This window comes from Polaribacter uvawellassae, assembly GCF_039748955.1.
Taxonomy (GTDB): Bacteria; Bacteroidota; Bacteroidia; order Flavobacteriales; family Flavobacteriaceae; genus Polaribacter; species Polaribacter uvawellassae.
Genome location: NZ_JBDIZN010000003.1, coordinates 468,279 through 481,605, shown reverse-complemented (window position 1 = coordinate 481,605; position 13,327 = coordinate 468,279). Strand labels below are relative to the sequence as shown.

At 29.6% G+C, this 13,327-nt stretch carries 14 protein-coding genes; all 14 read right to left on the bottom strand.

Annotated features, from left to right (window positions below; genetic code table 11):
- Positions 1-31: 31 nt before the first annotated feature.
- Entirely contained in the window at positions 32-1,084 is a 1,053-nt protein-coding gene (locus ABDX67_RS09390; RefSeq protein WP_347174755.1) for an ATP-grasp domain-containing protein, read from the bottom strand.
- Positions 1,085-1,087: 3 nt separating this feature from the next.
- Positions 1,088-1,324, bottom strand: a complete 237-nt coding sequence (locus ABDX67_RS09385) for a DUF6095 family protein (RefSeq protein ID WP_347174754.1) — start codon at positions 1,322-1,324, stop codon at positions 1,088-1,090.
- Positions 1,314-2,132 carry an N-acetylmuramic acid 6-phosphate etherase gene (gene murQ, locus ABDX67_RS09380; protein ID WP_347174753.1) on the bottom strand — a complete coding sequence of 273 codons (819 nt, stop codon included), beginning with the start codon at positions 2,130-2,132 and terminating at the stop codon, positions 1,314-1,316. The genes ABDX67_RS09385 and murQ overlap by 11 nt, the downstream gene beginning before the upstream one ends.
- 66 nt (positions 2,133-2,198) lie before the next feature.
- On the bottom strand, positions 2,199-4,424 hold the full coding sequence (locus ABDX67_RS09375; RefSeq protein ID WP_347174752.1) for an NADP-dependent isocitrate dehydrogenase: 2,226 nt from the start codon (positions 4,422-4,424) through the stop codon (positions 2,199-2,201).
- A 737-nt stretch (positions 4,425-5,161) separates the two neighbouring features.
- Positions 5,162-5,512: a 50S ribosomal protein L19 gene (gene rplS / locus ABDX67_RS09370; protein WP_347174751.1), complete on the bottom strand. Its 351-nt coding sequence runs from the start codon at positions 5,510-5,512 to the stop codon at positions 5,162-5,164.
- Between the two features lie 113 nt (positions 5,513-5,625).
- A complete protein-coding gene (locus ABDX67_RS09365) occupies positions 5,626-7,104 on the bottom strand; it encodes a glycosyltransferase family 39 protein (RefSeq protein WP_347174750.1) in 1,479 nt (492 codons plus the stop codon).
- The gene (gene trmD, locus ABDX67_RS09360) at positions 7,097-7,774 is read right to left on the bottom strand and encodes a tRNA (guanosine(37)-N1)-methyltransferase TrmD (RefSeq protein ID WP_347174749.1); all 678 of its coding nucleotides are present in this window, start codon (positions 7,772-7,774) and stop codon (positions 7,097-7,099) included. Before trmD ends, ABDX67_RS09365 begins: the two co-directional genes overlap by 8 nt.
- 198 nt (positions 7,775-7,972) lie before the next feature.
- Positions 7,973-8,887 (bottom strand): hypothetical protein, encoded by a 915-nt coding sequence (locus ABDX67_RS09355; RefSeq protein WP_347174748.1) that lies wholly within the window; start codon positions 8,885-8,887, stop codon positions 7,973-7,975.
- A 182-nt stretch (positions 8,888-9,069) separates the two neighbouring features.
- Positions 9,070-9,906, bottom strand: a complete 837-nt coding sequence (locus ABDX67_RS09350) for an urea transporter (protein ID WP_347174747.1) — start codon at positions 9,904-9,906, stop codon at positions 9,070-9,072.
- A gap of 203 nt (positions 9,907-10,109) precedes the next feature.
- Complete coding sequence (gene hpf, locus ABDX67_RS09345) at positions 10,110-10,415, bottom strand: ribosome hibernation-promoting factor, HPF/YfiA family (RefSeq protein WP_347174746.1); 306 nt, start codon at positions 10,413-10,415, stop codon at positions 10,110-10,112.
- Positions 10,416-10,478: 63 nt separating this feature from the next.
- Positions 10,479-10,952, bottom strand: coding sequence for a Dps family protein (locus ABDX67_RS09340; protein ID WP_347174745.1), 474 nt, complete (start codon positions 10,950-10,952; stop codon positions 10,479-10,481).
- Positions 10,953-11,157: 205 nt separating this feature from the next.
- Positions 11,158-12,324 carry a redoxin family protein gene (locus ABDX67_RS09335; RefSeq protein WP_347174744.1) on the bottom strand — a complete coding sequence of 389 codons (1,167 nt, stop codon included), beginning with the start codon at positions 12,322-12,324 and terminating at the stop codon, positions 11,158-11,160.
- On the bottom strand, positions 12,296-12,586 hold the full coding sequence (locus ABDX67_RS09330; RefSeq protein WP_347174743.1) for a DUF1456 family protein: 291 nt from the start codon (positions 12,584-12,586) through the stop codon (positions 12,296-12,298). The genes ABDX67_RS09335 and ABDX67_RS09330 overlap by 29 nt, the downstream gene beginning before the upstream one ends.
- 81 nt (positions 12,587-12,667) lie before the next feature.
- The gene (locus ABDX67_RS09325) at positions 12,668-13,288 is read right to left on the bottom strand and encodes a YqaA family protein (protein ID WP_347174742.1); all 621 of its coding nucleotides are present in this window, start codon (positions 13,286-13,288) and stop codon (positions 12,668-12,670) included.
- Positions 13,289-13,327 lie beyond the last annotated feature (39 nt).

Sequence of the window (13,327 nt, the reverse complement as noted above, 5' to 3'; positions counted from 1 at the left end):
ATGTATTAATATACAAAAATTGAAATATATTTTAATATTTATTGAGTCTTTTAATACTTTTAGTATATCTATTCAACCCTTTTACATCTTTTAATAAACCAATTGTAGAGCGATAAGGAATCTTATTTTTATCGTGATTTATCCTAGCAATTTTATACAATTCCTTCCAGTGAACACGCATTTCTTTTAATGCTTTTAAGTAATTTGTTTTACTTGCATCATAAATATGAGTGGGTTCTGCTAAAATTCCGTTGAGTTCTAAGATTTTAAATTTACCATTTTCTAAATCTTCAAAAGTATTGTATTTAATATCTATTCTTCCGTAAAACCAACCATCAATTTGTTTGTTTAATTTGGTAATTGTTTCTTCTAGTTTTTTAGAGATTAAGTAATTACCATTTATAAATTGAGTTCCTTTTGAGTGGTTTCCAATATCAGAAAGTTGTACTTTTTCACCTTCTTTGATAATTGTACTTAAAGGAATTGTTGTATTTTTTTTAATGATTTCAACATAATTTTTTGCGCGTTCGTCAGTTGAAACAAGTTCTTCTAATGTGTGTTTTCCATCGCCAACAACATGCAAAAATTCTTTTAATGTAATTGAAGTAATTTTTCCATTATGACTATCTGGAAAACGAAGATAAAAAACACCACATTCTTTTTTTTCAGTTAAAAATTCTTGAATTAAAATATCAATAGGATATTTCTCAAGATAACGAATCAGTTCATTTTCTGTGGCAATCTTTTGCACCAACAAACCTCTAAAACCAATATCTGGTTTTGCAATTAAAGGATAAGAAATATTTTGTTTTTTGATTTTTTTAATTGATTCAGAAATGTCAGAATTTGCTTCGTGAAAAATGGTTACAGGCAAATATTCTTTCGGAATTAATTGCATGGTTTTGAACTTAGATTCTGTGCCAATTCCAGAATTCTCTATTGCTGGATTAACAGCAGTATAAAAAACCAAGTTTTTTGCCTTTATTGCATGATAAAAAGCAAAAGGAATATTTGGAATATAAAACATTGAACTCGGCCAATATTCCCAATTAAGTAATCTTTGTATGTTTCTTTTAGAGTTCAATTATTATTTGTTAAACAATCCGTCTAAAAAGGTTTTAACTGTTTTAAAAGCTAAAATAAATGTAGAAATAGACAAGACTATTGCAACCGCTAAAATTAAATAAGCAATCCACATAGAATCTTCCATTTTGTTTAATGCTTTAAAACCAATATTTAAAGTAATTGGAGAAATAATTAAAAGTGAAATCAACACTAATAATTGTTTGATTCCTTTGCCTAGTAAATCTGTGTTAGTTCCCATTGTTGTAGTTTAAAATTGCGTTTCTAACATTCTTGTATTTTTCTAACAAAATAGCTGCTGCTGCTTTGTCGATGTTTAATTCGTTTGCTAACATTTCAATTCCTCTGTTTACCAATTTATCGTTAGATAATTGCATGTCAACCATTTTATTTCCTTTTACTTTTCCTAGTAAAATCATGGTTGATGTTGTGAGCATATTTAATACCATCTTTTGTGCAGTACCAGCTTTCATTCTAGAGCTTCCAGTTACAAATTCTGGACCAACAACTACTTCAATCGCAAATTTAGAAACTTTAGACAACGGACTGTTTTTATTACAAGTAATACAACCAGTAATAATGTTTTGTTTATTGCAAGTTTCTAATGCTGCAATTACATAAGGTGTTGTTCCTGAGGCAGCAATTCCGATTACCACATCTTTTTCTGATACTTTGTATTGTTGTAAATCAATCCAACCTTGAGTTGTAGAATCTTCAGCATTTTCTACAGCTTTTCTAATGGCGATATCTCCACCAGCAATTAAACCAACAACCAATTCATGCGGAACACCAAATGTTGGCGGACATTCAGAAGCGTCTAAAATTCCTAATCGTCCACTTGTTCCTGCGCCTAAATAAAATAAGCGTCCACCATTTTTAATTTTTTCTACAAGCACTTCTGTTAAAGAGGTTATTTGTGGAATTGCTTTTTCTACAGCAAAAGCAACTGTTTTATCTTCATTATTGATATTGTTTATCAATGTTGAAGCATTCATTTTTTCTAAATGATTGTACTTTGAATCTTGTTCTGTAGTTTTGGTAAAACTCATAAATCAAAAATAACTAAAAAAGGCGATGTAATTTTTACATCGCCTTTAAATAATATATTTATTTTTTTAAAATTTTGATAAGATTGCATTTAACGTAATACTTGGTCTCATTTCTTTAGAAGTTAATTCTTCACTTGGGTAATAATAACCATTGATGTTTAATGCACTTCCTTGAGCTGCGTTTAACTCGTTAATAATTGTGTTTTCATTCTTTTTTAGCTCGTTTGCAATTGCAGTAAATCTATTTTTAAGTGCACTATTTTTATTTTGATTGGCCAAAGCTTCTGCCCAATACGTTGCTAAATAAAAATGTGAACCTCTATTGTCTAATTCGCCAACTTTACGAGATGGAGATTTTTTATTGTCTAAAAATTTATCCGTAGCGTCGTCTAAAGTTTCTGCTAAAACCAAGGCTTCTTCATTGTTATTTGTAACTCCTAAGTGCTCTAACGAAACTGCTAAGGCTAAAAATTCTCCTAAAGAATCCCAACGTAAATGACCTTCTTCTAAAAATTGTTGCACATGTTTTGGAGCAGAACCACCAGCGCCAGTTTCAAACAATCCACCGCCATTCATTAAAGGAACTATTGATAACATTTTTGCAGAAGTTCCTAATTCTAAAATCGGAAATAAATCTGTTAAATAATCACGCAATACGTTTCCAGAAACAGAAATTGTGTCTTTTCCTTCTTTGACTCTTTTTAACGTGAATTCTGTTGCATTAAATGGTGCTAAAATTTGAATGTCTAATTCAGTTGTATCGTAATTTGGTAAGTAAGTATTTACTTTTTTAATGATTTCTGCATCATGTGCTCTATTTTCATCTAACCAAAATACTGCAGGCGTGTCTGTAGCTTTTGCTCTACTTACAGCTAATTTAATCCAATCTTGAATTGGAGCGTCTTTTACTTGACACATTCTCCAAATATCACCAGCTTCTACTTTGTGTTCAATTATTGTTTTTCCATCAGAATTTACAACACGTACAATTCCGTCTTTTTCAATTTCAAATGTTTTGTCATGAGAACCGTATTCTTCAGCTTTTTGTGCCATCAAACCAACATTAGGAACTGTTCCCATTGTTGTTGGATCAAAAGCGCCATTTTTTTTGCAAAAATCTATGGTTGCTTGATAAATTCCAGCGTAAGAACTATCAGGAATTACAGCTTTTGTGTCTTGTTGTTTTCCTGCTGCATTCCACATTTGCCCAGAAGTTCTAATCATTGCTGGCATCGAAGCATCAATAATAACATCACTTGGTACATGTAAATTGGTAATTCCTTTATCAGAATTTACCATTGCAACCGCAGGGTTATTTTTAAAAGCAGTTTCAATATCAGCTTTTATTTCTGCTTTTTTATCAGCTGGTAACTCATCTAAACTACTAATTAAATTACCAAATCCGTTATTTACATCTACGCCAATTTTAGTAAAAGTTTCTCCGTGTTTTTTAAACAATTCTTTAAAGAAAACACGAACTCCATGTCCAAAAATAATTGGATCAGAAACTTTCATCATCGTTGCTTTTAAGTGTAAAGAAAACAATACATCTTTTTCTTTAGCATCATTTATTTCTTTTTCTAAGAAGTTTAACAATGCTTTTTTGCTCATTACCGTTGCGTCAATAATTTCGCCAGCTAACAATGGAGTAGAAGCTTTTAAAATTGTGCTATTTCCGTCTGTATCTAAGTGTTCTATTTTTACATCAGTAGCATTTGTTATCGTTACAGATTTTTCATTGTGAAAAAAATCTCCTTCGCTCATTGTTGCAACATGTGTTTTAGAATCTGAACTCCATGCGCCCATAGAATGTGGGTTTTTCTTTGCGTAATTTTTTACTGCTTTGGGCGCTCTTCTGTCAGAGTTTCCTTCACGTAAAACAGGATTTACAGCAGACCCTTTTACTTTATTATAGCAAGCCATTACTTTTTTATCTTCTTCTGTAATTACTTCATCTGGATAATTTGGAATGGTAAAACCACTATCTTGCAATTCTTTTATTGCTGCTTTTAATTGCGGAACAGAGGCGCTAATATTTGGTAATTTTATAATGTTTGCTTCTGGAGTTTTTGCTAAATCTCCTAATTCTGCTAAAGCATCATTTACTTTTTGATTTTCTGTTAAATATTCTGACAAGTTTGCCAATATTCTTGCTGCTAAAGAAATATCTTTTGTTGCTATTTCTATTCCAGATGCTTTTGTAAATGCTTCTACAATAGGTAAAAATGAATAGGTTGCTAAAGCTGGTGCTTCATCAGTTTTTGTATAAATTATTTTAGCAGATTTTGTCATTGCTTGTGTTTTTTATAATTGAATTAAGTGCTGCAAATTTAGTGATTAATGGTGAGAATAATTCTATCAAATTATTAATAATGCGCTATGTAAAATAAGAATTTGATAAAAGAAATACACTAAAAACAGAATTTGTTATTAATAATAAAAGCCATATCCAACAATTGCTTGTTATGATATGGCTTCTTTGAAATACTTTCCGTTAATTCTGTTGTATTCCTACAACGCTTTACAAGTAACTATTCAGCTTGTGAATAATTATGCCTCAATAAAAAATTAACTTCTTTTATTTCAGTTGTTGAATTGTCTAGTTTTACGTACACATTTTGTATATATAATCCTAATGTTGACAACTCGATGTGTTTTTCAAATTTAAAGAAATTGCTGCTTTCGCTTTAATTCTGAATTTTCGCTTGTTTTCTTTTTACGGATCACATCCCTAGAATTCTAAAAATGAATTATCATTGCTGTAAATCATTTTTACTTTGTTTATGAAAAACGATGATAAAGAACGTTACTTTATTGTTTCTTCAATGTAACACCATGCTTTTTCTTGCGATTAATTATAATGTTACACCGTTTCTACGAGTCAAATATAGTATAGAACTTTTAAAAAACAAACATTTCAACTAATTAGTAATCAACAAGATATAAACAGGCTTTATGAACATTTGTTCATTAAAAAAAGCGTTGTGAAATTCACAACGCTTTTTTTATATAATTTTGGTAAAAGAAAATTATCTTCTTTTCTCAGTAATTCTTGCTTTTTTACCAGTAAGACCTCTAAAGTAAAAGATACGAGCTCTTCTAACTTTTCCTCTTTTGTTTACTTCAATTTTTTGAATTGATGGTAAGTTTACAGGAAAAATACGCTCAACTCCAATTGTTCCAGACATTTTTCTGATTGTAAAAGTTTCTGATAAACCAGTTCCTTTACGTTGAATTACAACTCCTCTAAAAAACTGAGTTCTAACTTTTTCTCCTTCTCTAATTTCGTAATATACTGTAATAGTATCACCAGCAGCAAATGCTGGGTTTTCGTTTTTTGTTACAAATTCGTCTTGTACAAATTTTATTAAAGATTCCATTTTAATGTTATTTATGGTTTTTCAAGAACCAACTTACACGATTTCTTCGTCAGAGGTTAATTTTGAGGTTGCAAATTTAGTAAATATTTTAGAATATGAACACTTTTAGTATATTATTTTTTATACTGATAATTAGCACAGTAGTACACCCAAAATTTACGAATCTCTTTTCCGTTTAACGTAATGATTATTGGCGATAATTCGGTTATTTTTTTAAAGTAGTCATTTAGTTCTGCAGGAATTTCACCTTTTTTGTCAGCGTTTTTAAAACGTGTGTCAGAATCTATAAAGAGCGCATTTTTATTATTTAAATCTGATAAATCATCGCCTAGATAATCAAAATGTAAAGCATTTAATCCAATGATGTTTTGTGCATAAATTTTTTCATCCATAAAGAAAGTTAATGCTGCGGATGTTTTATAACCATCATTAGAAAATATAAACGTATTTGGATATTCTTCTTGTAGTTTTTCCGTTTCTATAGCTAACTCTTTCCAGCCAACCCAAGTGTCATCACTTTTTATAGGAACTAAATAAAACAGAATTTGTGCAGCAATTAATACATGAAATACAATGGAAGTAATAATTTGTGCTTTTATCAATTTTTTGCTGATAAACATTCCAGCTATAATAATTCCTGTAATATAAGACGGCATCATCCAATTTAACTTTACCCAATAAATTGGTGTTAAAGCGAAAAACCCAACAAAAGTAGGAACGAAAAAAGCAAGTAAAAACAATGTTTTTGCTTTTGGTAATTTGAATTTTAGTAATGCTCTTTTAATAAACTTAAAAGTAAATGTGATAAAAACTGCAAATAAAACGGGTAATAATAAAACTATTTGATGTCCGATTGCTCCGAAGAAATAATCGGGAGATATTTTAAATTGCGAAATACTTCCTGTTCTGTTAGATCCTTGAAAAGCAAATGAAGCAAACTCATTCTGGTAATTCCACCACCAAACCGGAAAAGTTACCAAAACAGAAATCACTAATGAAAGCCATAACCAAGGTGATAATAATAATTTTCTGTATTGATAAGAAAACACTAAGAATGCCAACAATCCAATTTGTAATAATAACGCTGTGTATTTACTGTCAAATGCCAATCCCATAAAGATTCCTGCAAAAATCCAATGCCATTTTTTTTGTTCAAAAATTGCTTTGTATAAAGAAATCAATGTCAATGTCCAGAATAATAATAAAGGAACATCTGGAGTTGAATTAAATGATAAAATAGAAACGCATAAAGTAGAACTTATCAAAACCAATGCTCGTAACGCCTTTGATTTCGATAAAAATAATCCTGCTAATTTGTAAAAACTTAATAATGTAAATGAAGTAACCACAAAATCGGCAAGTTTTACTACGTAAATTGTTTTGCCAAATACTTCTGTAAATCCTCGTAAAATATACCCAATCATTCCTGGATGATCAAAATACGAAAGCGATAAATTTTCTCCGTAAAAATGATAATAGGCATCTTGTGGCATCAATCCCATAAAAGGCAGCAGTAAAAAACGGAATAATTGAAATCCGAATACAACTGCCAATGCTGGATGTTTTTGTGTGAAGTTTTTCAACTTATTCATTTAGTAAATCTGGTCTTATTTGTTGTGTTCTTTCGTAAGATTTTTCTGTTCGCCAAGCATCAATTTTTGGAAAATTACCCGACAATAAAACTTCAGGAACTTTTAATCCTTTGTACTTAGACGGACGTGTATAAACTGGCGGAGATAATAAATTATCTTGAAAAGAATCTGTTAATGCAGAAGTTTCATCGCCCAAAACACCAGGAATTAATCTGATAATTGCATCACATAAAACTGCTGCAGCCAATTCGCCACCACTCAAAACATAATCGCCAATAGAAATTTCTTTGGTGATAAATAAATCGCGTACACGTTGATCTACACCTTTATAATGTCCGGTTAAAATGATGATATTTTCTTGTAAAGAAAGTGTATTTGCTGTTTGTTGATTTAGTGTTTTTGCATCTGGCGTCATGTAAATGATTTCGTCGTAAGTTCGCTCAGATTTTAATTTAGAAATACAAGTATCAATTGGTTCTAACATCAATACCATTCCTGCGCCGCCGCCAAATTGCGTATCGTCTATTTGTTTGTAATTGCCCAAGCCATATTCACGTAAATTGTGAAAATGAACATCAACCAAACCTTTATCTCTTGCTCTTTTAATGATAGAATAGTCAAACGGACTTTGTATCAACTCTGGAGACACTGTAATAATATCTATACGCATTTGGCAAATGTACGAGTTTCTAGTATTTTATGGAAAGAAGATTTTAGGAAGAGATATTTCTTTTTTTTAGCTTCTAAATAGTTTTTTAAAATGAGAATAAAAAAGTTTAAAAAGAAGTCTAAGTTTAGAGTATTAATGATCAAAATTAATAAAAAAAGAGTTGTTTTTTAGTTTAGTTCTTTGTTGTGGTAAGTTTTTCTAATTGTTTAATCTTTTTTTATATTGCATTCCAAGTTCTTTGGTTAAAAAAAGTACCTCAGGCTTATCTTTTCTTAATGCTACAGTCCAATTATGAAAAAATTCCCAATTAATATTAATAAAAATTGGCTTACCATATTCTTTAATTAATTTTTTTCTTATTCGATCCTCTTCTCCGTTAGACGTTAGAATCCAAATCATATTAAGTTTATCATTTCCGAAGCGAGCTTCAAATTTTCTTGGAAAACCAGCATATTCAATTCCATATGCATTTACTTGAATTTGTGCATTAGGATCTGAACCATCTAAGTCATCTACTTGTATAATTTGACTTTCTTTTTCAAATTTTGTGAGTTCATTTTTTAATGAACCACCCATTTCTATAAATTCCGGAATTTTGACTGATGTATTATAATTCATGGATTTATTTGAATCTATAAGTAAAGGATTATTCCAGGTAAATAAATTAGGATGAGTTGATTCTGGAGTCAATATCCAAGCAGTATCTTCTTTCTTATTTATAAATAATAAGTCATTGGTAAAGACTTGATAACCCAAAAAGTTTTGAGGCTTATCATTCCTGTTTTCTCCAAAAACCTTTAAGACATTGCCTTTAGCTTCAATGTAACAAAGGCGATTATCTGAAAATGTAAATACGGCTTTCTCAAGTGTTTTTGATTTAATTCTAATTTTGTATGCTAGTAAATGTGTTTCAGTATGTTTTGCTAGAGGAAATTTAGGTTTAGAAATTTCAATTACCTTTATAAAATCGGATATTTTACTTAATTCCTTTTGGACAATGTTGATAGAGTCACCAAATTTAAAATCATTAAATACTGAAGCAATCTGTGAATTTAAATTTAAAACAGTTACTAAATTTAAAACAAGAAAAATTATTTTTAACCTTATATTCATGAAGTATGATTTTTTATAAAAATAAGACGCTTAAATAGAGCATTTTGTTACAAATTAGTTGTTAAATAAAATTTGCTATAACTTTTATAATATCGAAAGTTACAATTACTTAAACAAGTTCAGTATAAATGTTTATATCAAACGTTAGAGAACGTTACCGAAAAACAAGTTTAGAAACAAACTTAACTATTTTGTAGTCTTTTTTTTAATATCAAAACTATCCAGGTTGCTAAAATAAAAGGAGCGGTTAGTGTAATTATTCCTGTCATTTCTAATCCAATATTTAATAATGTAGAAAGTATTATTGCAATGGTAATCCACAGAAAGTCAGTCCATTTTTTCCCTGTAAGTGCAATTGCACAAAGTATAGCATTATAACCCATGAGCCCAGAATTAATTGGAGAACTAGATGCCAACAATAACCAACCAGTTAATGAACCTAAAACTGCAGCGTAAATTGCATAAACCGCCATTAATTTACTATTTACGAGTATAGCTAATAGAAAAAATAGTCCAGTTATTACATTTTCTTGAAACATAACTTGACCAAAACTATTGCTAAAAGCAGTAAAAAAATGAAACGTATTTACTATTGGTTCTGAAGATATCGCTAACTGAAAGTTAAAAATAAGCAACAATACATATATTACAAACCATGTTGCCAACACAAAAGGAGCGGTAAATTGTGGAATAATTTTCTTTAAAAAATTCATTAAAACTGTTGATAAAATTGCGCCAACAATTAAAGCTAAAACAGTTGCAATAGTAACTTCAAAAAAAAGAAATACTGCAATGCCTGTTAGCGTTCCATTAAAGCCATAAAGTCCGTTTTTAATAGCTGCTTTTTCATATTTTAAAACTTGGGCAGTAATTGTGCTAATTATAGTGCCGATTAAAGCTGCCAATCCTAATAACCAAGAATTGTAAAAGATTCCTATTAAAAATAAAAATCCAGAATAGCTATTGTTTTGAAATAGCACTTGACCAATTCCTCTTAATATTGTTTGTGTAAATCTCATTAAATTTTGAGCTAAAATTTTTAATGTGTTATAATCAAAAAGATGTAATATAAGATAAGTGTATAAATTGTGAAATAGGAGTAAAGCCTTTTTTTAATTAATGATAACAAAAAGATACTCCCAACTAGTAATTAAAACTAATTGGGAGTAAAACTCTTACTTTTTATCATATAGTTAAACTGATAAAACTGTTTGTCAAGAAATTAACGTTTCTCTAATTGTCTTTGTAATTTATCACTTACACTTGTTAATAACGCATGAAAGTTGTTTCCGTATTCTGATGCAAAAGGATCATTTCCTGGAATGCCTAAACGAATACTAACTTGTTTTTGTTCTGTCTTTTTTTCTTTTTTGTCTTCTAAATAAACATCTGCCCATTCTATTTTGTCATAAAATCTACTAAGACGCCCGATGCATTTACGTATCGTGTCTTTTACATCATCTTCAATAGAAATATCAACTGCTTGAACGTTAATATTTATTCCTGTAATATTTTCTGTATATTTCATAATAGTATTATTTTAGTGTTATCTACTTTCTTAATTCTATTTGTTTCGTTGAGATTAATATATTTATTTTAAATAAGCAGAATACATCCAAACTAATTTTTCTTGCTCACTAATATAATCACTCATTAATGCATTTGTTCCTTCATCTTCTGCATCTGCAGATAAATCTAAAAGCTCTCTTTGAAGCGTGATAATAATTTTGAATGATTCTAGCGTGTCTTTCATATCTTGAACGCCGTCTGCTACTTCAGAACTTTCTTTTATTTTTGCTTCTTTTTGATAAATCGAAAATTTGTGATTTGGAGTATGACCAAGTGTGCGAATACGTTCTGCTACTTCATCAATTTTAATAAATAAATCTTCGTAAAGTTCTTGAAACTTATCGTGTAACTCAAAAAATTTATCTCCTTTTATATTCCAATGATAACCTCTTACGTTTTGATAAAAGATAGAATAATCTGCTAAAAGTTCATTAAGTTTTTCTGCTAGAATTTTAGATTTTGCTACATCTAAACCGATTGAGTTTAATTTTGTCATTTGTATTGTTTTAAGGTTTGTAATTGTGTTATAGCGCTTGTTGCTAAGATAATAAAAAAGAAGTTGAGAAGCAAGTTAAATGCCTTCAAAAGTCTATAACTGACAAGATTACTTTTATGTGAAAAACAGTGATAATTATAGTATAAAAAAAGCTACCAAAAATAAATTCTGATAGCTTGTAATTTTTTTAAAAAAAGGAATTCACTTATTTTAGTAACTCGTCTAATTTTGCAAAGGATTTTTCTGAATCACCCAAGAAACGATATAAAATTTTTCCTTCAGGATCAATAATAAATTTTGTTGGAAACCCAGCTACGTTAAACTTTAAAACCAAATTATCTGTATCTTTACCAGACATTACTTGTTGCCAATTATATCCATTTTCCTTTAAGAAATTTACCATTTTTTCTTTTGTGTCTCCACTATTTATTCCTAGAACGGTCAATTTATCGGCATATTTATCAGCATATTTTTTTACTGTTGGCATTTCTTCTACACACGGTCCGCACCAAACTCCCCAGAAATCTATCAAAACATATTTACCACGTAGAGAACTAAATGTAAATTCTGAACCATCAATGGTTTTGTTGCTTGTAAAATCAGGAACGGTTTTGCCAATTAATGTAGCTTCAATTCCTTTTATTCTAGAAGCAAGCTCTTTGTAATACGTAAAATCTGCTAAGTTTTTATCAAACTTATTAAAAAAGGTAACAGCTTCTTCGTTAGTTATTTGTCGTCTAAGCATCATGTCAGATAAATACCAAACAGCAGCTTCTGAAGTTGGGTTGTTTTTTACAAATTCCTTTTTTAAACGAATAACTTCATTATCTAACTCTGTTATAGAACTTGTAATTACTTTAAATCTTTGATCGTTTTTATCTAAAGTGTTTCTTTCTAACAAGTAATTTATAGATGCATTCATTAACGGAAATACTTTTTTGTTGATTTTTGCTAAATCATCATTTCCTTTTGTTCCTGTTGGATATGCATTTATAAAATCGGTAACTTCTCCATTAAAAATAATGTTGTCTCCAGGTTTTGCAATAAATGCAAACTGAGAAGATTTTGCTGGATAATAACCTCTACCAGATCTTTTAATGGTACGTTCTACATTTGGCCAAAAAATAATGTGTTCTGCTTTATCAATTTTTGCTGTATAGGTAAACGTTCCGTCTTTTACAAAGATAGAATCTGTAATTCTTTTTCCAGAACGGTCATAAGCGCTTCTTGTCATGTACTTTGTGTCTAAGCCTTTTATGGTTCCGCTAACTGTAAAAGAATCTGCAGGTACTTTTGGTTCTTGATTACAAGAAACTAACAATGCAAGTGTTAATATAAAAAAACTACTTTTTAAAATCTTTTTTGTTGTCATTTGGTTTTGTTTTTTGTTGTGGTTTTTCTCCTTTAGCTGGCATTGGTCCACGTAAATGAATAATTAATCCATTTAAAAAATTACGTAAAATTTGATCGCCACATTCCATATATTTTGGATGTTCTTCATTTCTAAAAAACGCACCTAACTCGCCTTTAGAAACTTTAAAATCTACCAATTTGCAAATTTCAATGATATCTGTATCTCTCAATTTATGAGCTACACGTAATTTTTTAAAAATATCGTTGTTTGTTAATCCCATAGCACAAAAATAAGTTATTCGAATTAAGTAAGTAGTTTTTAGTTAAATAATTATGAAAGTAAACTAATTTATAGTTTCTAATTAATCAACCATTTGGAAAATTGCCAATGCATACACAGCAAAACGAGCAAAACGAAAGAGTCCAAACAACACAACGTTCTTAAAAGAATATTTAATCATTCCTGCGGTTAAACAGGTTATAGAAAACGGAATTGGTAATAAAGCTCCAGCTAAAATTAAAAAACCTCCCCATTTACTGGTGTTTTTTAATTGTTTTGCCATTTTAACTTCTAGAAAGTTTTTGATACTTTTTATTTTTAAAGTTGCTTTTCCAATAAAATATGTAATCAATCCACCAGTGTAAGAAAGTGTAGCTAAAATCGCTAAAGTTACAACAGGATTATCAGTTTTTTTAGACCAAGCTATAAAAATTTCTGGTGGAATAATCCCTAATAAAGTTTCAGAAATAAAGAAAACTGATAAAACTCCAAAAGTTGAAAAAGTTTCTGTCATGCGTTCTAGTCCATCATTGATGTTGTACACATACTTATTGAATAGAATCAAAGCAACAACAACTAAGAAAATTGGAATGATTGCTTTACGAATGCTTTTTCCAACGAACGCATAAAAACCAGTATATTTATAATACTGATGCACTAATTTAGTTCTAGATTTTTTTCTTTTTCTCTTTTGATTGCTCATTATGCCTGATTAAATTTCTTTTTTAGCAGCAGCGAATAT